The sequence below is a fragment of the Microbacterium sp. bgisy189 genome (assembly GCF_057707225.1).
Map to the genome: position 1 here is coordinate 1 of NZ_JBYIPT010000005.1, position 22,422 is coordinate 22,422.

Annotated in this window: 14 protein-coding genes; 5 read left to right on the forward strand and 9 right to left on the reverse strand. The window is 66.5% G+C overall.

Features of this window, described 5'->3' with window-relative positions:
* The 4 genes from AC3ENX_RS08135 to AC3ENX_RS08150 all read right to left on the reverse strand — a co-directional run.
* A partial coding sequence (locus tag AC3ENX_RS08135; RefSeq protein WP_434811364.1) for a hypothetical protein occupies nt 1–431 on the reverse strand: 431 nt, incomplete at its 3' end.
* Complete coding sequence (locus AC3ENX_RS08140) at nt 424–903, reverse strand: HipA domain-containing protein (RefSeq protein WP_434811365.1); 480 nt, start codon at nt 901–903, stop codon at nt 424–426. The genes AC3ENX_RS08135 and AC3ENX_RS08140, both read right to left, overlap by 8 nt.
* Before the next feature lie 1,109 nt (nt 904–2,012).
* Entirely contained in the window at nt 2,013–3,059 is a 1,047-nt protein-coding gene (locus tag AC3ENX_RS08145) for an NAD(P)-dependent alcohol dehydrogenase (protein ID WP_434811366.1), read from the reverse strand.
* A 1-nt stretch (nt 3,060) separates the two neighbouring features.
* Nucleotides 3,061–3,411: a TfoX/Sxy family protein gene (locus AC3ENX_RS08150; protein ID WP_434811367.1), complete on the reverse strand. Its 351-nt coding sequence runs from the start codon at nt 3,409–3,411 to the stop codon at nt 3,061–3,063.
* A gap of 239 nt (nt 3,412–3,650) precedes the next feature.
* Between AC3ENX_RS08150 and AC3ENX_RS08155 the strand changes: the two genes are divergently transcribed.
* The gene (locus AC3ENX_RS08155; protein ID WP_434811368.1) at nt 3,651–4,334 is read left to right on the forward strand and encodes a hypothetical protein; all 684 of its coding nucleotides are present in this window, start codon (nt 3,651–3,653) and stop codon (nt 4,332–4,334) included.
* Between the two features lie 53 nt (nt 4,335–4,387).
* Here the strand turns inward: AC3ENX_RS08155 and AC3ENX_RS08160 are convergent, their stop codons facing one another.
* Nucleotides 4,388–9,964, reverse strand: coding sequence for a PKD domain-containing protein (locus AC3ENX_RS08160; RefSeq protein WP_434811369.1), 5,577 nt, complete (start codon nt 9,962–9,964; stop codon nt 4,388–4,390).
* Between the two features lie 499 nt (nt 9,965–10,463).
* Here AC3ENX_RS08160 and AC3ENX_RS08165 point away from each other — a divergent pair, with 499 nt between their 5' ends.
* From AC3ENX_RS08165 to AC3ENX_RS08175, 3 genes are read left to right on the forward strand one after another with little or no spacing between them, the layout of a single operon-like run.
* Nucleotides 10,464–11,984, forward strand: a complete 1,521-nt coding sequence (locus AC3ENX_RS08165; RefSeq protein ID WP_434811370.1) for a sugar transferase — start codon at nt 10,464–10,466, stop codon at nt 11,982–11,984.
* Between the two features lie 2 nt (nt 11,985–11,986).
* Nucleotides 11,987–12,544, forward strand: a complete 558-nt coding sequence (locus AC3ENX_RS08170) for a UDP-N-acetylglucosamine--LPS N-acetylglucosamine transferase (protein WP_434811371.1) — start codon at nt 11,987–11,989, stop codon at nt 12,542–12,544.
* The gene (locus AC3ENX_RS08175; protein WP_434811372.1) at nt 12,541–13,116 is read left to right on the forward strand and encodes a glycosyltransferase; all 576 of its coding nucleotides are present in this window, start codon (nt 12,541–12,543) and stop codon (nt 13,114–13,116) included. Before AC3ENX_RS08170 ends, AC3ENX_RS08175 begins: the two co-directional genes overlap by 4 nt.
* A gap of 21 nt (nt 13,117–13,137) precedes the next feature.
* Here AC3ENX_RS08175 and AC3ENX_RS08180 read toward each other — a convergent pair whose 3' ends face one another.
* From AC3ENX_RS08180 to AC3ENX_RS08195, 4 genes are all read right to left on the reverse strand, one after another.
* Nucleotides 13,138–13,767, reverse strand: a complete 630-nt coding sequence (locus tag AC3ENX_RS08180; RefSeq protein ID WP_434811373.1) for an AMIN-like domain-containing (lipo)protein — start codon at nt 13,765–13,767, stop codon at nt 13,138–13,140.
* 23 nt (nt 13,768–13,790) lie between these two features.
* Nucleotides 13,791–18,542 carry a PKD domain-containing protein gene (locus tag AC3ENX_RS08185; protein ID WP_434811374.1) on the reverse strand — a complete coding sequence of 1,584 codons (4,752 nt, stop codon included), beginning with the start codon at nt 18,540–18,542 and terminating at the stop codon, nt 13,791–13,793.
* A 107-nt stretch (nt 18,543–18,649) separates the two neighbouring features.
* The gene (locus AC3ENX_RS08190; RefSeq protein ID WP_434811375.1) at nt 18,650–19,564 is read right to left on the reverse strand and encodes a glycosyltransferase family 2 protein; all 915 of its coding nucleotides are present in this window, start codon (nt 19,562–19,564) and stop codon (nt 18,650–18,652) included.
* Between the two features lie 147 nt (nt 19,565–19,711).
* Nucleotides 19,712–20,641 carry a sulfotransferase gene (locus AC3ENX_RS08195; protein ID WP_434811376.1) on the reverse strand — a complete coding sequence of 310 codons (930 nt, stop codon included), beginning with the start codon at nt 20,639–20,641 and terminating at the stop codon, nt 19,712–19,714.
* 168 nt (nt 20,642–20,809) lie between these two features.
* Here AC3ENX_RS08195 and AC3ENX_RS08200 point away from each other — a divergent pair, with 168 nt between their 5' ends.
* On the forward strand, nt 20,810–22,366 hold the full coding sequence (locus AC3ENX_RS08200) for a Wzz/FepE/Etk N-terminal domain-containing protein (RefSeq protein ID WP_434811377.1): 1,557 nt from the start codon (nt 20,810–20,812) through the stop codon (nt 22,364–22,366).
* The last annotated feature ends 56 nt before the right edge of the window (nt 22,367–22,422 follow it).

The window sequence follows — 22,422 nt, forward strand, 5'->3', positions numbered from 1 at the left end:
CCTAGTGCAGTGCGGACCGACTTGATCTGGAGGTAGCGAAGACCGGACGCAAGCGCTGTGCACGACCATCCGTGCTCTTCCTCACAAGGCAGTGGAGTCACCTGAAGAGTGTCGCCCTCGGACCCACCACCGGAGAACACGAGTTGCTCCCACGGGGTTGCTGTCCTCGGGTCAAGCTGAAGTCCTTCAAGCACATGATCGAAGTCGTCTCTTGAGGGATCCATGATCCGCTCATGGAACAGCGGGAACAGTTCGTCACTTTCGTAGTGCGCGCCCAGATCCTTGAAGCCGAGCAACGGTCTGAAGCCTTCGGCGGACGTCGCCGCCTGGAGGTACTCGAACCGATATTTGACGCCGTCGTACCCGAGCAGTCCAACGGGGATCATCGCGCGCGTCGTCGGTTGCTGCCACAGAACAACGAGCTCAGTCACGCGCTCCGGAAGCGTTCCAGTCAACATCGCAGATCCTCCTTCCATTGATCTCAAGAACGTTGCTTGCAAATCTACGCGCTACCTCAGACACTCCGCCGATGCCATCAAGAAGCTCCTCGAAATCGAGCGCAGAGATCCGCGTTGCGAGCGTTTCGAGCCGCGCTCGTCCCTCGGCGCTGCAGTAGCTCGCGGCATTCGCCGCAAGATCCACCAGGCTTGTCGTTCGGTCGCCGTCAAAGCGGCGGGCACGCCCCTTCTTGGCGAAGTCCTCCATCGCGCGCGGGTCGTTGAGTCGCGCGACTCGCTGGTCATCGCTGAGCTGGAAGCCGAGCGAAGCCTCAAGGTCGTAGGACGGTGCGAGCGCGTCAGGTAGACCATCGAGACTCGATTGAGCGCGGAGAACCGACCAGTTCTGCTCATGACGATCCCCATTGCCAATCAGCGCGTCCAGGACAAAGTAGCTCACCATCACCTCAACAGCGGATGCGCCTGACCACTCCTCCCGACCGGGGGCGGACCGTAGCCTGAAAGCGTGCGGAGGATGTTGTCCACCGAGTGACCCAGCGATGCTGTCTTGTCGCGAGCAGAATCGCGTGTGGCGACGCCGATCTCGTGGAGCATCGCCAGGCGACCCGTGACCATGTCGTACCCGCTGACACGTACGTTTCGGACGATTACCCCCGCACTGCCGGCACGCACAGCCAGGCGTGACTCTGCCGAAGGAATCTCGAGAACGCGAGCCAGCTCCGATCCGACGCACTCAGTCCAATCACCGATCTGGCGCACTCCGTTGGCTTGCTCCGTAGCGGGTTTGAATAGCCAGTCCGAGTCAAAGCGCGACGACGAGCCACCGGGCTCTCGGATCCACGTCTTCGCTGATGCTCCACGGGTCTCTACCCTGACCGCCTCCCAAGACGTAACGTCGATGCGATCGGCGCTCGTCTCTGGCATGGCACGAGTCTATGGATAGCTCCGTACATCTCACGTGAGCCTGATCCGCATGCCGCTCGAGGATCCCCTTCCCTACCAGCTCGGGCCGGTCCCGGGCCGGGAACTCGGCTGAAACCACCCGAAACCAACCGCCACCAACGAGGACGACTTCCGCGGAATCACGCGGCGAACGAGCACTCGTGAGCACCCGTAAGCCTCGCGCATACAACTGAAAATCGTGAGGTCACGGGATCGACGCCCGTCGGAGCCACACGGACCGTCGTTACAACGGTCCCAGAAACCCTCGCCTAGCTTCTACATGGCGGGGGTTTTGCTTTTCCCTGGTCAGGCCGCGACCCTCGTGAGCACAGCGTGCCCATCGGTGCGCCACCGCTGATCCAGGTTGTCGGCGAACTCCACCGACAGCACCGCGTAACGATCGCTGTTCATATATGGACGAAGCGTGCGCCGCTGCTCAGACGGGTGCTGCGGGAACGACCAGGTGTATTCGTCGCCGGGCGCGTTCTGCCCCACGATGAACTGGCCGGGCGAACGTTGTGATCCATGTGGGCATGTCGCCCCAGATCTCATTCATGCCGTACCCCCCTACGACGCGTTTGGACCAGCCTTGCACAGGTCGCGCGGCCGCCCTCAGCCCGCGAGCGTCGCGGTGTCGATGACGAAGCGGTAGCGCACATCGGATGCCAGCACCCGCTCATACGCCTCGTTCACACGATCCGCGGCGATCACCTCGACGGCGGGCGCGATGCCCTTCTCGGCACAGAAGTCGAGCATCTCCTGGGTCTCGCCGATCGAGCCGATGCTCGATCCCGCGAACGAGCGGCGGTTGCTGAACAGCGTGAACACGCGCACGGGCAGCGGCTCGGGCGGCGCGCCGACGTTGACGAGGGTTCCGTCCAGCCGCAGCATGCGCAGGTGCGCCTCGATGTTGATCGGCGCGCTGACGGTGTTGATGATCAGATCGAACGTGTTGCGCAGTTCGCGGAAGACGCTGCCGTCGGCGGTTGCCAGGTGCCGCGTCGCACCGAAGGCGAGGCTGTCGACCTCCTTCGACGTCGACTGCGACAGGACGGTGACTTCGGCGCCCATCGCGGCTGCGATCTTCACGGCCATGTGTCCGAGGCCGCCCATGCCGACGACGGCCACGCGCTTGCCCGGCCCGGCACCCCAGTGGGCGAGGGGCGAGTACGTCGTGATGCCTGCGCACAGCAACGGCGCGGCCGCCTCATACGGGATCGATTCGGGCACGCGCAGCACGAAGTCCTCGTCGACGACGATGTGGGTCGAATACCCGCCCTGTGTGATCGTGCCGTCACGGTCGACGGCCGCATAGGTGCCGGTCATGCCGTTGAGGCAGTAGTTCTCCATGCCGGCGAGACAGTTCTCGCACTCGCGGCACGAGTTGACCATGCAGCCGACCCCGACCCGGTCACCCACCGCGTAGCGGGTGACGTCGGCGCCGACCTCGAGCACCTCGCCGACGATCTCGTGCCCCACCACCTGCGGGTAGGCGATCTCGCCCCACTCCCCACGCACGGTGTGGATGTCGGAGTGGCAGATGCCGGCGTAGCGGATCGCGATGAGCACGTCTGTCGGGCCGACGTCACGACGCTCGATCGTGACGGGAACGAGCGGTTCAGTCGCGGACGGTGCGGCGTAGGCGTTGACGGTTCGCATGTCATCTCCCTTTCGTGGAGGTGCGGGGCTTCTTGATCTTCGGCGGTAGGTCCGACACGCGGGCCAGCGACTCGGCGACCCATTCGTCGATCTGCTCGTCGGTCGGGTCGACGACCCCGGCGAACCCGGTCATCGTGCGCTCGCCCATCCTCATCTCGTGCGCGCCGCGGGCGATGGCATCCGGCATCCCGTCCCGCCCGACCGGGATCATGAGCTCGGTCTGCCCGAGGCCGACGATCATGTGGCCGTTGAAGGTCCAGCACAGCCCGCCGAACATCTTGATCTCAGCAACGTGATCGCCGCACGGAATGTGGACCCGGATGCGATCGGCAAGCGCTTCGTCGTATGCCATGGCGTCAGCGTATCCCGCATGGCTTTGGCCTGGCGCGCGAGCGCTAGACTCCCATCATCGCTGAGACGGGGAGCGACATGGGGCAGATCTTCCGACGGCCGAACACCATCGCATGGGGTGCGGCATCTGCGCTCGTTGGCGCGCTCACGCTCTCGTCCTGTACGTCGGGTACGCCGCCACCGAAACCACCCCCGTCGCCGACCGCCTCGCCCACGCAGACCACCGAATCGCGAGAAGGCATGACGGTGCTGTTCGCGATGGAGTTCGACACGACGGACACGCTGGCAGCGACCGCGGATGCCGACGTCGTCGTCTCACAGGAGGAGTTCTTCGGTGGTGGGCTCGCGACCGTGACCGCCGCCGACGGCATCGGGACCGCCTTGGCGTTCCCACCGTTCGCCGACGGCGAGGAGGAACCCGGCGTCGGCATCACGGTGCTCGGCCCCGGGGTCCCGGAACCTGATCCGGCGGCAACCGCGTTCGGGTTCGGCGCCGATGTCAGGATCGAAGGTGGGGCACAGTCCTCTGCCGCCGATAACGGTGACAATGTGATCCAGCGCGGGCTGGCGGCCGACCTCGCCCAGTACAAGCTGCAGGTGGACAACGGTCGACCGTCCTGCAGCGCAACCGGATCTGCGGGACGTGTGCTCGTGAAGGGCGATGCCCTCGTCGACCAGACCTGGTACCGAGTCGCGTGCCGCCTCGACGCCACCGGCATGACCCTCACGGTGACCGACCTCGACACCGGCGAACGCGGTGAATTCACCGAGCCCGGGACCGTCGGCGCAGTGACGTTCGATGAGAACGTGCCGCTGGCGATCGGGCGGAAGGCCGGCGCGGATGGCGTCGGCATCTTGAAGCAGCCGGACCAGTTCAACGGATCGCTCGACGCGGTGTGGGTCGGGGAGACCGTCGCCCCCTGACGCGTGACCTTGGCGGGGGCAGCCGGATCTCACGGCTGCCCCCAAGCTTCGCGTCAGCCCGTGACGACCACCTCGCGCGTGATCGTTCCGACCTTGCCCCACCCGTCCGTCGCGGTCAGCGTGACCGTGTAGGTTCCTGCGGCCGGGAAGGTGTGGCTGTTCGGTGAGGTCGACGTGCTCGTCGCCGTGCCGTCGCCCCAGTCCCAGAGCCGAGTGACCACATCGCCAACGTTCGGGTCGGTGGTCTGCGAACTCGTGAACCCGGTGCACACGAGCCCCGAGCAGCTCAATCCGTTGTTCGGCACCGTCACGTTCCCGATGATAGGCACCGGCGCATCGTTGCCGACAGGCTCGACGATCGTGACATCCTGCGTCGCGGTCGCGGTGAGCCCGTACTCGTCACGGACCGTCAGCGTCACCGTGAAGGTTCCCGGGGTCGTATAGGTGTAGCTGACCTGTGCACCCGTGCGGGTCGTGGTCCCGACCCCGACGGCCCACGTGTACGTCAGCCCGGTCGTGTTCTCGTCGGTCGAGGACCGTCCGTCGAGCGAGCACACCGGAGCCTTGGCCTCCTGGTTCGCCGTCTGGTTGCCGGTCTGGCACGTGACGTTCGCCACGGCGACCGGCGGCTCGTTCGGCGGTTGGTTCACCGTCACCGTCACATCCACCGTCGGGTTCGTCGCGAACCCGTGGTGGTCGACGCCCCGAACCCGGACCGTGTACACACCCGCCGGCACAACGGGGGACGTGTAGTTGTAGTTGGATCCGGGAGACCCGGGCGAGTTCAGGAACGCCGTCCGCCAACTCTCGTTCGCGCTGGTGAACGTTCCGTTGCTGCCCATGTACAGGCCGGCCTCGTTGCGGATCGCCACCTGCGCGGCATCGATCTGTCGATCATCTTCCACACGTCCGGTGACCTGAATCCGGCCGTCGTTGAAGACCGCTCCATCGGTCGGCTGCAGCAACGCGAGCACGACGCTCGGCGGTTGGTCCCCCGGGTAGAGCACGTAGCGTGCCGTCGCCCCCGACGTCGAGGGGTCCTGCTGCCCGGCCGTGTCGACGGCGAACGCGGTGACGTCCCAGCTCCCCTCGGTCGGCAGCGTGAGCGCCAACGACCAATTGGTCGTCGTGGCACCGCCGGTCGCCAGCGAGGCCGGCAGATCTGCGTAGGCTGCCGAGACGGTCCCGTTGGGCTGCAGGTACCGGTCGGTGTCACGGTCGCGGAACGCCACCCGCACGCCCTGCACTCCCAGATCGTCCGTCGCCGAGCCGGTGAGGTTCAGCGCGAGGGTCTGTCCGCCCGTCTGGGTGCCCGTGACATCGAGCACCGTTTCCGGCGGCGCGTCGCCCGGAATCTGCGCGTTCAGCGTCAGCTTGCCCTGGTTCGCGCTGGATGTGGAGATGCCGAGGTCGTCCGTTGCGCGCACGCTGAACGTGTAGGTGCCAGGGCGCACCGTGAAGTTGGTCGTGTACGACCAGTTCGCGTTCTGCGCACTCAGGTTCGCCGGCGAGACGCGGTACCAGCCCGCCGAGTTGTCGACCGCCCAGGTTCCGTCCGATGCGAGCGCCTCACGGGTGCTCGTGTTCCGCAGCTGGATCTGGATCACCCGCACCGTGTCGTCGTCGGATGCGGTGCCGCTGAACGTGATCGGCGATCCAGGTGTGATCGTGACGGCTGGAACGGCTGTCGGCGGAGTCATTGCGACAGGCGCGCTGATCACAACCTGCGGTGCCACCGCAGACGCGGTGACCGTCCACGTGCGGTCGAACGTGTCCAGCGAGGACTGCCCGGCGACATCGCGCGGGACGAGCTGCATCCGCCACAACCCCTCGTAGGGCACCGTCACCTCGGTGGACCACGTTGTACTGGTGGCACCGACGACGTCAGGCGTGATGTTGAACGAGTTGTACGTCGAGCTGGCCGTGCCGTCATCCTGCAGGTAGCGGTTCGACTCATCGCGAATCGTGTAGCTGATCGACTGCACGCCCTCGTCGTCGGTGGCAGACCCGGTGACGGTGAAGGTGGTCGTGGGCACGATGCCCGGCGACGGCGTCGAGAACGACGCGCGCGGGGCCTCGTCCTCGTTGCTGAAGGACTCGAACTTGTTGACCGCCTTGCTCGCATCCTGGCTGCCGTTGAGTGCAACCGTGCGCGCCATGACTTCGAGGTTGCGGTTGGTGGCGACGGTGAGCGCCAACGACCAGTCGGTCTCGGTGGCGCCCTGGTTCGCGAGGACGGCGTTGATCGTGTTCGCTCCGCCCCACGTGACGAGGTCGTCCTGCAGGTACCGGTTCGCGTCGCGGTCACGCACCTCGATCTGGACGCGATTGACGCCGCTCGTCGCCTTCGCCGTGCCCGTCATCGTGAACTCCTGACCGGTGACGACGACTCGGCCTTCGATCGGATGCGTGATGTCGGTGTCGTTCGCCTGCGGTGCGGTGGACGGCAGGTTGTAGACGGCGAGCCGTCCCACATTCTGCGCCCCCTGCGTGGTCGCGTCACCTCCGGTCACGAGCCCCCACGGCGTCAGGAGCATCGCCTTGTTGCCCTCGAACGAGTTCGAACCGGGGTTCCAGTGCAGCGCCTTGCCGTTGGTCGGCGAGATCGACCCCACGTGATCGCGGCGCAGCACCTCGTCTCCGAGGCCGTATCCGGACAGCCCCTGACCCGTCCCATAGCCCTGGTCGTCCAGACCCGGCCACGGATCACGGGACTCCTGCGATTCGATCCAGCTGAAGTGTCCGCCCATGTACACCGAGACCTCGGAGATCGCGACGGAGTAGATGCTGTCGAACGCCCGCGAGATCCAGAGCGGCTCCACGAAGTCGCCACCTGTCATCGGGAGCGCGACCGCGGTGTCGTTGATCGGCGGCCGGTCGCCACCCGATCCGCTCGTCACGATCATGAACGAACCGTCGGGCGAGATATCACCGCCGTACGCACGTTGGATGCCGCCCACATAGGTGAGGTTGTCCTCCCACAGTCGCGTCCGCCAGGGCAGCAACTCGCCGGTGACGACGTTGATGAGGCCAACGCCGTAGCGGTCCTGTCCGGCAATCTGCCGGCCCGTGTGCACGACCATCAGTGTCGAGAAGTCAGGCGAGAGTTTGAGCTCCTGCACGTTGAGCTGGCCGTTGACACCGATGCCGCCGCTGATGTCGTTGTTCCAGGTGCCTCGCGGATTTTGGCCGCTGCGACCGACGAGCGCGCCGGTCGTGGCGCTGACTGCGGCGAGGCCGCGCTTGTCGGCCGCGTTGATCTGCGTGAACTGCCCGCCGAGATAGACCGTCGTGTTCGTCGCCTCGAGTTCGGTGCCGGCGCCGTTCGCGTTTGCGGTCCAGCCGGTCACCGTCGCACCCGTCGACGGGTCGATGGACGCGAACTTACGCTTGGTGATGCCGTTGACGGTGTTGAACCTGCCGGCGATGAACAGCTTCGTCCCGTCCGGGGAGGCCTCGACATCCTGCACGGTGCTGTCGAAGGTCGGCCGGAAGTTCGGGTCGACCAGCCCCGTGCGCACGTTGAACGCCGCAAGGTAGCGCTGGGTGTAGTTCGTGGTGTTTCCGCCGGCGTTGTTGCGGATGCTGGTGAAGCCGCCGACGACGAACACACGCTCGCCGATGATCTCGAGGTCCCAGATCTCACCGGAGGTGATGCGCGGCATGTTGGTGAGAACCGTGTCCGACACCTCCGTGGTGTGTCCGGGGCCGGTGGTGGTCGGCGCAGGACTGACCTGGCGCGTCGCCTGTGCAGTGTTGACCCCGTCCGAGACCACCAGCACCACCGAATACGTGCCGCCTTGCGCGTAGGTGCGTTGAGCAGTCACCCCGTCCGCGGTGCCACCGTCCCCGAAGGCCCACGTGTACGTCAGGTCGTCGTCTTCCGCATCCGTGGTCCCGCTCGCGTCGAACGAGCAAGCCAGACCCGAGCAGGTTGCCGTGAATGCGGGCGTCGGCGGGGTGTTTCCGGGCGTTGCCTCACTGCCCGGCAGAACTGCGATGGCGACCTGCACACCTCGGCTGGCCGATGGGCTCGTCGACGCCTGCGGCGTTCCCGACGTCGGTCCGGCGACCGGAGCGTCGGAGTCGCCGATGATCTGACTCACCTTGCCGGATCCGGTCGCTGCACCCGCGGTGCGTTCGGTGACGGAGCTCGGCAGATCCCACGTGATCGTCTGCGAGGTCTTCTCGGCCCACAGGTTCACAAGCCATGAGGCGGTTCCTTCGATCGCCACGGCAGGGGCGGTGTGGGTGCTCGCCGACGAGCCGACGGCCTTGCCTTCAGCGGCGGTGATCGACGGGATGCCGATCGTGGAGCGGTAGCCGAGCACACTGACCACCGACTTCAGCATCGACGACGTCGACACGGTGACGTTGGTGTTCGCGTCGCCGGCGCCCGCTGTCCGGGTCCAGACGCGAGTGCGGATGCCGTCGCCGTTTACCGCTTCGATCTCGGTCCAGCCGTTGGGGCCGGAGATGGTTCCCGTCGTGCTGTTGACCGTGATGGCGAGCACGAGCGCGTCACCGACGCCGATCGTCGACGGCATACGCACCGTGTGTTGCGTCCGCGCACCCGATGTGCTGGCCGCCCCCGACGACGACAGCTGTCCGACGGTGGCGTCGAGCGGCGCCGGACTCACGTTTCGAGTGGTCTGCGCGGTGTCGACACCGTCGCTGACCGTGAGCGTGACGGTGAACCCGCCGGCCGCGGTGTAGGTCCGTGCGGCTGTCACGCCGGTCGCCGATTCACCGTCCCCGAAGTCCCAGGTGTACGTGAGCGTGTCTCCGTCGGCATCGCTGCTGGCGCTCGCGTCGAACGCACAGTCCATGCCGTCGCAGTCGGCGACGAACGATGCAGTAGGTGCCGAGTTGCCGGGTTCTGCTTCGGCTCCAGGCGCGACGGCGAGGGAGAACTGCACCCCGCGTCCGACGGCGACACTGGTTGTGGATTCGAGCGCGGCCGAGATCGGGCCCGCGACGACACCGTTCGAGTCGGCGATGACGTGGCTGACCTTGCCGCTGCCAGTCGCCGCCCCGGCGGTCCGCTCGGTCGTGCCCCCGGGGAGCGTCCACGTCGTCTCGGTGGACGACTTCTCCCCCCAGATGTTCACGAGCCAGGAATTCGCGCCGGCGATCTCGACGGCGGGCGCGGTGTGCGTCGTGGCGCTGGTGTTGACGACCGTGCTCTCGGACGCCGAAATGGATGCGGTCCCGATCGAGCTGCGGTACGCGGCGACACTGACGACGCCCTTCAGGGTCGAGCTCGTGACCACCGTGACGTTCGAGTTCGCGTCACCGGCGCTCGCCGACTTCGACCATACGTACCCCCGCACACCGTTTCCTTCGACCGATTCGACCTCGGTCCAACCAGTGGGCGCGGCAACCGTGCCGGTCGTGCTGTTGACGGTGAACGCCAGCACGAGCAGGTCACCCGATGCGATGGACGTCGGGATGCGGACCGTGTGTTGTGTCCGCGCGCCAGAGGTACTGGCAGCGCCGGCCGACGACAGCTCGCCGTCGGCCGCGTGCGCCGCGGGTGCCGCGACGAACGTGAACAGCGATGCGAGCAATGCGCCCACGACGAGGGCGATGACCGGCGGACGTACCCGCCCGGTGAGTGTCGTGCGCATGAACAGTCCCCCAGATTCCCATCAGCCAAGGGATGCGCGGGAGGTGGGGCGTATCGACGGCGAGGCCGGAGCGCCGACTTCGCCGCTCCGCGCACACGCTCTCGATGCGTACGATCGCCGAACGAAAGACGGCGATCTCCCCAGATCCAAACGCAGTGGCCCCAGACCACTGTCCCGAGGGAATTATGCGCGCGCACCACCGCCTGCGCAAGAACGAATTTCGACGCCCTCGTCGACCGCGTCGCGAGCCGATCGCACCTCGCTTTGAACATCCGCTGAACACACGCGGTACAAAGCCCTTCCAATATCGCGGAACATGGGTATAGAGTCGGGGCCACGTGCAGGTGCAGACCGGGGGGTCGGCACCGAAGAACTGGGGTTCGGCACGTACTGGGGAAATATCTGGGGATCAGACGGAGCGTGCTCCGTCTGTCGGTCTGTTGCTGGGGAGCATGATGCCGACGGTAGTGGTGACTGCGTTTGACGGGGTGAGTCCCCGATGACCGCGCTCGACGACGCGTCTGGAGCGCTGACGACCGGGGTGCTTGCGCCACCGTTCGCTTCAGCGGCGACGGCGTCCGCGCCGCGAATCTCGCGCGCGCTGGAGCGACGGCATCGGTGGGAACGCCGATTCCGTTGGACGTTGCGCACCACGGACGCGGCCGTGGTCATCGCCACGTGTCTGCTCGCAGTGTTCGTCGCTGTCCAGTCCGCGGGTTTCGCGACGTGGACAGCGGCCGGCATCGCGGTAGTCACGGCGTTGGCCACGGCCGCGTGCTGGCTCGCGATGCTGTCGTTCTTCCTCACCCGTGCGACAGGTGTCATCGGCTCTGGGGCGACGGAGTACTGGCGCGTCGCGCAGGCCACGGGAATGTCGTTCGGATTGCTTGCAATCGCATTCATCGCCTTCGAGTGGGACGGGATCCGGACGCAGCTCCTGTTCGCGTTGCCGGTCGGACTGGTCGCGCTCCTCGCGGGTCGCTGGCTGGCGCGACGGTGGCTCGTGGGACAACGCGCGAGGGGGGCCTGCACGTCACGTGCCCTGGTGGTCGGGAGTCGCAGCGACATCGAGTACGTCATCCGCATACTCAGCGGGAGTCACCTCGGATACCAGGTGATCGGTGCGTTCATCGAGGGCGAGGAGGTCGACGCCCTCCGGGTCGACGCCGCGATCTACCCCGTCTTGCGGTCACACACGATCGCCGAGTCGGCCAACGTGCTGGATGCCGACACCATCATCGTCGCCAACCGACCCGCTGATGACCCCGACTACATCAAGCGCCTCACGTGGGAGCTCGAACGGACGGCGGCTGAGCTCGTCGTCTCGAGCCGGATCACCGACGTCGCCGGACCGCGCATGTCGCTGCGCCCGGTCGAAGGGCTCCCGCTGCTCCACGTGCAGATCCCGACCTTCGAGGGCGGGGCGCACGTCGCGAAGCGCGCACTCGATGTGGTTGCTGCCGTCTGCGCGCTGGTGTTGTTCGCGCCATTCGCGGCGATCATCGCGATCGCCATCAAACTCGACTCGCCCGGCCCGGTGTTCTTCCCCCAGGCACGGGTCGGGCGGGACGGTCGTCACTTCCGGATGCTGAAGTTCCGTTCGATGACGGTCGATGCCGAGCAGCAGCGTGAGGCGCTGATGTCGGCCAACGAGGGCGCGGGCCCGCTGTTCAAGATACAGAACGACCCGCGAGTCACCCGGATCGGACGGATTCTGCGGAAGTACTCACTCGACGAAGTACCGCAGTTCTGGAACGTCCTGAGGGGCGACATGAGTGTCGTCGGCCCGCGCCCTCCTCTCCCGCAAGAAGCCCTCACGTACGACGGCACCGTCTTTCGTCGGCTGTACATCAAGCCGGGCATCACCGGCCCCTGGCAGGTCGGCGGACGCAGTGACCTGTCGTGGGAGGAGAGCGTCCGCCTCGACCTCCGCTACGTCGAGAACTGGTCCGTCCTGTCTGATCTCGTCCTGATGTGGCGTACCGCCAAGATCATGATCCGGCCGCAAGGAGCGTACTGACCATGTCCAGGTCGAACCCTCCCGCTCGCGAACGTCGCGCCACGCGACTTGCGCGCAAGGCTGCCGAAACGCTTGCCCATGACACCGCGATCCACCCGAATCCGAGTGACCGCGTCGTGCTCGCCGGATCGTCTGGCGGGCACTTGGCCCAGTTGTTGCCGCTTCGCGATCTCTTCGCTCCCGATCACCGGACGTGGGTGACCTTCCAGACCCCGGATGCCGTCGGTGCGCTCGCTGAGGAAGGCGACGTGGTGTGGGGCCACCACCCTACGACCCGCAACATCCCCAATCTGCTGCGCAACGCGGCACAGGCCTGGCGGGTCATGCGTCGGGTGCGGCCCGACTATGTCGTTTCGACAGGTGCGGCCATCGCGTTGCCCTACTTCGTGCTGAGCAGGCTGTTCGGAGCCCGCACGATCTACATCGAGGTGTACGACCGGGTCGACAGCGCGACATTGACCGCGCGCCTCTGCCGCCCGTTCACCGACCTCTTCGCCGTGCAGTGGCCGGAGCAACGGCCACTGTTCCGAGGCGCCGTCGTGATCGGACCGCTGCTGTGACGCCGGACTCCTGTCCCACATGGGCCGAGGGGAAGCGCACGCTGCTGGTCATCGTCGGCACCGATCGGCACCCGTTTGCGCGCGCCTGCGAGTGGGCCGATGAGTGGGCCTCGTCGAATCCGGATCACGATGTGCTGGTCCAGCACGGCTTCACGAATGCGCCGCACGTGGCGCGGGGGGTTGAGATCCTCGCCCCACAGCAGTTGGGCGTCGTCCTGGGCGGCGCACAGCTCGTCGTCACCCACGGCGGCCCTGGCACCATCTCCGCCGTCCGCGCAGCCGGGAAGTACCCGATCATCCTGCCGAGAGACCCCGAACGCGGCGAACACGTCGATGGGCACCAGATGCGATTCGCAGCGTGGGCCGCAGAACACGGCCTGGGAAGGGTCGTATGGGATGCCGCACAGCTGGGGAGTGCGCTCGAGGCGGCTGGCGACGTCAGCGCGACCGGCAACGTTGATCCCACCGCGCAAGTGCGCGAGAGTGTGACCACGCTCGGCATTCGGATCGGCGAGATTCCGGCGATGCGTCGCAGACGGCGATCGGTACTGCGCCTCGGCCGCACCCGCTGATCGTCAGTCGGCCTGAGGCCGCTATTGCTCGTGCTGGAATGAGACGACCAAGTCGGACCCGTCGACGCTGACCGTAAACGGTCCTTGCCAGGACGTGCCGATGCCGAATACCACGGTGCCGGCGACGTTCGTGGCGAGCAGCACCTGTCGGATCACCGGGAGGTCGTAGGCCTCGTTCGTCACCACGTCATCAGCGATCGCACCGTCGACGCTTGGTGTCGAACGCGTCAGCGTGACGGTGAGTGCCGCCGAGCCTTCGAGCATGAGCGCGTCGCCGTTGTCCCGTTCGACCCGGTCGACGAAGCGAATGTCGTACCCCGGGACCGCCCCGTCCTCGAAGGTGAAGGTGAGCGTGTCGCGGTCGCCCCCGCTCCGCGCCGTCACCGCGCGCAGCCGACCCTCGACATCGCTGTCCTCTGTGCGAGGCGCGACGCTGTCCTCCTGCGGCGCGGCCGGCGACAGCGAGGGCGCCGGCGTGATCTCGACCATCGACGGCGAAGGCTCGGGTGAAGCCGCCGGTGCGGTCGTCCCTGTCTCGTCAGCGCGCGGCGTCGCACCGGGCGTGCCGACGCATCCGGTGAGCAACACCCCGACGAGCACGATGCCCAGCGCGCCGATGCCGCAGACCCTTCGGTGCAGATGATCTGGCATGCTCTCCCCCTGAGCGCTCAGCGTCACGCTGCCGGTTGGAGGACGAGGGAGAGGAGGAATGCCTTGTTGCTCGCCACCGATGCGGTCGCGGTCAGTCCACCCGCATCACCGGCAGCGATCGGTCCCGAATCGGCAGCCAACGCATCGACATGCCCGTTCGACGAACCGGTCGTCGCGTGCCGCTCCTGCGTACCCGCGGGGGCCGTCAACGTGTTCGTCGTGTTCCCCTTCACACCCCAGTACGACACCAGCATCCCGTTCTGCACGCCCGCAACCTCCGGCGTGACGAACGAGGTCGTCGTCGTCGACTGGAACGCCGACTCCACAGCCGCGACCGGATCAGCAGCATCCACCCCCCGGTAGACCAACAGCGAAGACGACGCCTTCACATACGCCGACGCCGTGGGCGTCACCGTCGACCCCAGATCAGCCGCCGTCGCGACCCGAGTCCACACCCGACCCAACACACCATTGCCCGACTGCCCCGCAGCCTGCTCCGTCCACCCCGCAGGCGCCGTCACCGTCGCCGAAGTCGAGTTGCTCGTGTACACCAGCACCATCAGGTCACCGACCTCGGTGTCCGCCGGCACCGCGGTCGGATGCGTCAGCGAGTTCCGGTTGCTCGACTCCTCGCCGACGAACGTGATCTGCTCCGCCAGCTCCGCAACAGACACCGACTCCGACACCGCAGCCGACTGCCCCTGACCATCCGTCACCGTCAACGTCACCTCATACGTACCTGGCGCAGAGAACACATGCTCCGCAGTCTCACCCGAAGCCGTCCCATCACCCCCGAAGTCCCACTCCCACGCCGTCAACGGACCATCAGCATCATTCGACCCCGACCCATCGAACGAACACGCCAGACTCGAACACGAGACCTCGAACGCAGCGGTGGGTGGCATCTCCGGTTGTGGCCCTGCCGGTTGGAGGACGAGGGAGAGGAGGAATGCCTTGTTGCTCGCCACCGATGCGGTCGCGGTCAGTCCACCCGCATCACCGGCAGCGATCGGTCCCGAATCGGCAGCCAACGCATCGACATGCCCGTTCGACGAACCGGTCGTCGCGTGCCGCTCCTGCGTACCCGCGGGGGCCGTCAACGTGTTCGTCGTGTTCCCCTTCACACCCCAGTACGACACCAGCATCCCGTTCTGCACGCCCGCAACCTCCGGCGTGACGAACGAGGTCGTCGTCGTCGACTGGAACGCCGACTCCACAGCCGCGACCGGATCAGCAGCATCCACCCCCCGGTAGACCAACAGCGAAGACGACGCCTTCACATACGCCGACGCCGTGGGCGTCACCGTCGACCCCAGATCAGCCGCCGTCGCGACCCGAGTCCACACCCGACCCAACACACCATTGCCCGACTGCCCCGCAGCCTGCTCCGTCCACCCCGCAGGCGCCGTCACCGTCGCCGAAGTCGAGTTGCTCGTGTACACCAGCACCATCAGGTCACCGACCTCGGTGTCCGCCGGCACCGCGGTCGGATGCGTCAGCGAGTTCCGGTTGCTCGACTCCTCGCCGACGAACGTGATCTGCTCCGCCAGCTCCGCAACAGACACCGACTCCGACACCGCAGCCGACTGCCCCTGACCATCCGTCACCGTCAACGTCACCTCATACGTACCCGGCGCAGAGAACACATGCTCCGCAGTCTCACCCGAAGCCGTCCCATCACCCCCGAAGTCCCACTCCCACGCCGTCAACGGACCATCAGCATCATTCGACCCCGACCCATCGAACGAACACGCCAGCTGCTCGCACTCGAGAGTGAACGAAGCCTCCGGCGCCGAGAACACGTGCTCGACGTCGATGGACTCTTCGGCCTCGGACGTCTGCCCGGCCGAGTCGGTCACAGTGAGGGTGATCTCATAGGTCCCGTCTGCGGCGAAGGTGTGCTCCACCTGCGGGCCGCTGTCGTCGGTCTCGCCGTCGCCGAATGCCCACGCGTACTCAGCGATCGGCCCTTCCGCATCTGCTGATCCGGACCCGTCGAACGAGCAGACCCGCCCGTCGCACGACACCTCGAACGCCGCCTCCGGCTCTGCGTCGAAGAACTCCACCTGCGTCGGAACGGTGACCGAGTCCGTCGCACCGGCATCGTCGGTGACGGTGAGCGTGATGTCATACAGCCCCGCGGCGGCGTAGGTGTGCGTGGGGTTCGCGGCCTCACTGCTCTCGCCGTCGCCGAAGTCCCATAGATAGTCGGTGATCGTCCCGCCGACATCGCTCGATCCGGCGGACGAGAACTCGCAGACCTGGTTGTCGCATTCCACCGCAGCCTGCGCGGTGGGCGGGAAGTTCGGCGCCGAGCCGTCCTCGGACTGGAACGCGAATGGTGCAGCGGCGAGCCAGTTGGTTCCGTCTTCATCGGGGCCCGAGACCGTGGTCGCGGTGCCGGGCACGAATCCGCCATCCGCCCATTCAACGCGGACGAGCGAACCATCCGATTGCACGGCGAAGACCCAGTCCCCGGCGAGGAACATGCCTCTGACGGATGCGAGGTCGAGACCTGCGATCGACCCCGAGGCGGTGTACTCCGCCGCGCCGACGACATCGTTCTCGGCCGTGAAGTACCGCATCTTGAGAGCCGTGTCACCGGTCTGCGTGTAGTACATGCGCCCGTTGTCGTAGAACACGCCGGTGATGCGCGATGCGTTCGTTCGCCAGGCCGTCAAAGGCACGAGTGCGTCGTGCGTATCGACCGCGACGGGCTGGCCCCATGTCGCTCCATCGAACGTGCGCCGCACAAAGCTGCCGTCGCCCTGCACGAGGTACACGACCCCGTTGAGCATGAACGCTCCGCGCGTGCCGGTCCAATCGATGACGCCGCCGGACTCCGTCGTCGCGCCGACATCCGTGCCGGAGAACGCGATTGTGCGGACGAGGTCTGCAGTGTCGACGGCCTCGACATCCGTGCGGACGATCTCGATGGCGTTGATCAGCGGGTTCTCCACGACGTGGCCGAAGTCGATGTTCACGGTGCCGTCACTGACGATTTCGAAGGCGCGCATCGTGCCCACGTTGGTTGCGCCGGCGGCGTCGATGATGTCGAAGTCGTCGAGCACCAATGCGCCGTCGAGGCGGATATCGGTCACACGCGTCCCCGGCGTTGCAGTGCCGGCGTACCGGTTCGCGAAGTACAGGCGCACCTCGATCGGCGTGCCCGCTGTCACCGGGAAGCTCCACTGCATCTCAGGTGCGCCGCCGTCGTCCCAGCGCTCCTGATCGAAGATGCTTGCCGGGGTACCGGCGGGCACCGTGCCGTCGAAGGTCACGCTCGGCGAGTAGGTCGCGATGTTGGACCCACCTTCCCGGTAGGGACTCGTCGCATCGGTGTCAGCGGCCCAGTCCGGGCCGGAGTCCGCGCTGACGACGGCGGGTCCGGCGGCGTTGATGCGGTACAGCACCGGCGAGTTCGACGCGTCCGCCTTCGGCGCGAGCAGGACGATGTTCGCCGGCAGGTCTGGCGCGGCCGTCTCGGGCAGATCGGTGCCGCCGGCCAGCGGGAAGTAGGCGACCCGTCCGTGGAACTCGCCGTTGACCCACTCTGTATCGGATCCGATCCACAGCCCGGTTTCGGTCGCGAGCATGTCGAAGACGCCTACGCCACGCGTTCGCCCCGGGTTCCAAGACAGCGGCAGACCATTGGCCGGGTCGAGCGCCGCAATGCCCTCGCGTGCTACGGCCCCCGCACCCGCCTGGTCGCCGGCGAACGGGTTGTTCTCCCAGCGCATGTGACCGCCGACATACACCGCCGCACCCGTCACCTCGACGGCGTACGTCGTGTCACCACCGGTCGTGTTGATCCATTCCGGCCGGATGGCGGCACCGGTGCGATCGGTGTCGAACCGCGCCTGGGTGTCGCAGGGTGCCGTCGGCCCACCGTGCGCACCGGTCGTCGTCACGACGAAGAAGCTGCCGTCCGGTGCGAAATCGAGGTCACGCATGTACGTGTTGAAGACCGACGCGCACTGGTGCTCGTAGAATGTCGTCTGCCAGTTCGCGACGGCCGCGGAGGCCGCGGACGTGTCGAGCATGAAGATCTGGCGACGGCTCTCCCCCGCGACCGTTGTGAAGTTCCCGATGCCGACCAGGCGATCACCGTCGGCCGACACGTCGATCTTCGTGACCTGGGTCGTGCCGCCGTTGTGCTGGCCTTCGACCGGCAGCGCCATGAACGCGTCCGCGTTGCCTGTTTCGGCATTCAGCGTGATGAGCTTGCCCTGGGTCGAGCCGGACATGCTGGTGAATGAACCGGCGACCCACAGTCGGCCGTCGACAAGACGCAGGTCGCGCACGTTGCCGTTGCCCGCGACGTTCCGGAATCCCGCGACGTTCGTGGCCGTCGCGATATCGATGCGAGCGACCTTGCGTCGGGTCTGGCCCGCGATGTTGTTGAAGTTGCCGCCGAAGTACACACTCGTTCCGTCGGCCGCAGGGATGATCGCCTCGACCGTCGAGTCCGGTGCCGGATTGAACGGCGTGATCGCGCCCGTGCTCGCATTGAACGCGACCACGTTCTGACGGTTGTACGTCTGCGTGCGCGCGGCGTTGCTCACTTGGGAGAAGCTGCCGCCGAGGATGATGAGCTCACCGACCTGGGCGATGGTGTTGACGTCACCGTCGAGAACGTGCGGCGTGTTGTTCGCAGGATTGTCGCTGACGACCCGCGTATGCGGTATTTCTGCGGCCGTGGCCGGTGGTGCGCTGAGCGGCACGGTGAGTGCGGCGACAACGACGGACGCGACAAGTATTCCCCAGCGGCGCATAGCTGCTCCAGATTCCCCAGTTGTACGCAGGGTTCCCCAACCCGGCGCGTGCGCCACACACTAGTCCCTTCAGGTCGACGCGAACAAGCCCCGACTTGTAACGGTCTTCAGATGCCGCGCCCTCGCTTGTGTGCCATGTCCATCAGCCGCGGTGCCGAGACAAGCCTCAGAGCGACGGCTGCTCCGAGGTACGCACGACGCTCACGCGGGTTCCGACGCCACGCCGCGTACGCCGTGCTCAACGCTTCTCGGCGCCGCCCGACGGCAGCCAAAGCGAATGCCTTGCGGCCGTACAGCAGCGCACAGCCCTTGGGGCTCTCCAGGAACTCGGGGTGCTTGGTGAGCATGTAATCCATCGCGTCAGCGATGATCTGCCATCGGGTTGAGAACAGCGACTGGCCCCACCGGACGCGCACGAGCGCCTCAGGGACGACGGCGAAGCCACCCACTTTTGCGGCCCGAAGAATCCAGTCGTAGTCCTCCGCGTAACTGCCTGGCAGCGCTTCATCGACGAGGCCAATCGGACCCTCAAGCGCCGACCGCCGAACCATCACCGTCGATGGGTGCGCTTCCATGACACGGTCACGGATCAACTCCGCGAAGTTCATCCGAGACGGCGTAGGGATTCGAACGTTCTGATGCTCGCCGTAATCGATGATGATGCCCGTCACCGAGGTCGGATGTCCGGACCGAATCAGCTCATCGATCTGGCTCGCGACTTTGGACGGCAACCACTCGTCATCATCGTCGCAGAACGCAACGAACGGTGCGGATCCAGCAGTGATACCGGTATTGCGCGCCCCTGCAAGCCCCGGCGTCCGTTCGTCGTTGGCGACAACAATGACACGCCGATCATCGCCTTCGCGCGCCAATGACAGATCAGGATCACTTTGATCGAACACGAGATAGATCGTTATCCTCCCGGCGTAGGACTGCCGAAGGACCGCTTCGAGCGCTACTTTCAGCAGTTCAGGCCGGTTGTGCGTCGCAATGATGACATCCACGTCGGGCAGATCGCTCAAGTGCGCACTCTGCTCCCCCGTGGTGGAGTGTGACTTCTCCACCTGCTCCCCCAGTCTTCCAGCCGGCCGCGACATCCCCATTACGCACGCGCCGGATCGCGCCCATGCTAGGCGCCCGACCGGGTTGAGGCAACAGCCGTTCGTCTGTCAGCGTCGCGGATACCCCATCCACAGTCGCAGCGGTGCTGTCAGCAACGCGACCAGGTATCGCCGCCTCCGGGGCATCGAGGTGCGCCACGCATTGTCCTCGCGTATGACGACCGGCCCCTCTCGAAAGCGCATCGGATTGCCGCCGATCGAATGACCGCGCTCGAGCTCCACGCCCACGCCCTGCTCGATGCGAGGCGTGAAATCGCCTGGCAGCGCGAGGCCCCGCCACACCTGCCGCAATGCTTCCGACGGGTTCCGCACGAAGTCCTCGTATCGCAAACGGCGCACAGGCCTGCGCGCCAGTCGCACGAGTGCCACGAGGAGATTGTTGGAGGACCACAGCAGTGACGCGCGAGACGAGGAGTAGCGGGTCATCCCTTCACCGCGCTCTGCGGTCTCGGGCCGGCTGACCTCCTTTGACCAGGAGTAGGCGACGGCGACGCTGTCGCGTATGAGGTGCAGCACGCGCAGATCGATCCCGGTGTCGTTCGCGAGCACGGCGGCGGTCGAGGCGTGCTTCGAAGAGTCCACGACGATTTCCGCCCCGGAGACCGAGGCGGCAGCCTCGTATACCGCCCGGTAGTACCCGGTGTACTGACGCATCGCGGCTCGCGTACGCCTGGAGAACGGCCGGAGCGTTCGCGGAACATGACGCTGCCGGTCCACCTCGCGCTGCAACGCGAGTACGCGATCGACGTCGAGCATCGACCATCCACCGAACGCCCGCTCTCCGACTGCTGTCCAGAACGGACAACGGTCGAACGGCTCGCCGCACCCGCAGAGCTCGTTCTCGACGACGCCGCGACGCCACAAGTGGACGACCTCACCGAGCGAAACAGCCTGCGGAGCAGCCTCGACGACTCGTTCCACCAGGGTCGATCCGGAGCGCCCGAAGCCCCCGACATACAGGACGGTCGGCGCGGTCATGGAGCATCCTGTCCGTATTCACACCAACCAGAAGCTTGCGCGCTCATCGACATGCCCGCCATATTAGGGTGTACGTCACCACTGGGGAGTGGGTCGTTCGCTGGGGGAAGCGGGACGTTTGTGGACGCATTGAGAACCGATGTGGGAAGAGTCGATGCATCGCGCCAGATGGACGCGATCAGGCGACGGTGGTTGCTGATCGTCGTGATCACGCTGCTGTTCGCTGCGGCCGGGGCTGCCGCGACGTACTTCCTGCCCAAGACATACGCATCGACGACGAGCGTGCTGGTCGCGCCTGTCACCAGCAACACGAATGCGTCGGTCGCCAACGGCCGCACCAACGGCGAGATCAACCTCGACACCGAGGCGCAGATCGTGCGATCGGTCACCCTCGCCGACCAGGTGGCCGCCGACATCGGCACAGATCTCACAGCCCGAGAGATCGCGGCTGCGGTCTCGGTCACGGTCCCCGCGAACAGCCAGGTCCTCAACATCACGTTCGAGGCCGACTCTGCGGAGGCCGCGCAGCGAGGCGCTGAAGGGTATGCGAGCGCCTACCTCGCACAACGCCGCGCCGGGAGCGAAGAGGCGATCGCCGAGGCCAAGGCGGGCATCGAGGCGCAACTCGAGACCCTGCAGGAGGAGTTCGCCGAACAGACGACACGCAGCCGTGACGAGGACCTGAGCGACGTCGACCGTGCGATCGCGTCCAGTCAGCGCGAGACACTCGTCGATCAGATCGCCGCGCTGAACGCCAACCTGTCTGCGCTCACGCGCTCGGCGGTCAACCCCGGCCATGTGCTGAGCGCAGCCGACCTCCCCCGCGACGCGACATCGCCGAGCTTCGTGGTGAACACCGCGATCGGCATGGTCGTGGGCATTCTGGCGGCACTGTCGTTGGCGGTGATCCTGGGGCAGTTCGATCACCGCATCAGGAGCCCTCGAGACGTGCACCCGCGACGTCGCCTCCGGACGCACGACGAGCTGCTCTCCAGCACGGGCGGGTCGGATGATCACGACCCCGGTCTCGAAGAGGAGGTCGATCAGCTGAGGATCGCGATCGACTCGTCGGCGGCGGGCGACCCCGACCGTGTGCTGGTCACCCCTGTCGGATCGAATTCGGGGAGCGACTGGATCGCATTGTCACTCGGCCGCGCGTACGCCCGGCGCCTGGGCTCCGCGGTGTACGCGGTCATCGATCCGACGTCCGACGTGCCGCGCGAGCTGGGCATCGACGGTCCCGGCATCACCGATCTCATCAATGGCGCGGACGCCACCGCGATCGAGGTGGACGCGACCGGGCTGATGGCGATCGGTCCGGGAAGTTCACCCCAGCAACTCGGCAGGCTGCTCCAGCGGCCGCGCTCGGTCACCCGCATCCTCGGTCTCACCGATACCGTGCTCGTGGCCGCGACGCCGTCCGTGCATGACTCCGCCGGCGCGCAGGCGATGCTTCGGACGATGGACCGCGTCGTGGTCATCGGTCGCGCAGGTGGGGTCGATGACCGGGATCTCGCCCGGACACTCGAGTCGATCGAGCGCTCCCAGTTCACCGGAACGATCGTCGTCGCGCTCGTCGCGCCGGATCGCAGACCTCGACGGGCGCGACACCGCGACGCCGTCCCCGCCGAATCCCCCGCGCAAGCAACCGAAGCCGACACCGAAATGCGCTTCGACGACACCGCGGTGGGCCCCATCCTTGCGAGGACGACGGGCGGCATCTAGATGCGCGGCGAGTCTCCGGTCTCGTCCGCGTTCGGACGTGTGTCATTGCCGCCGTC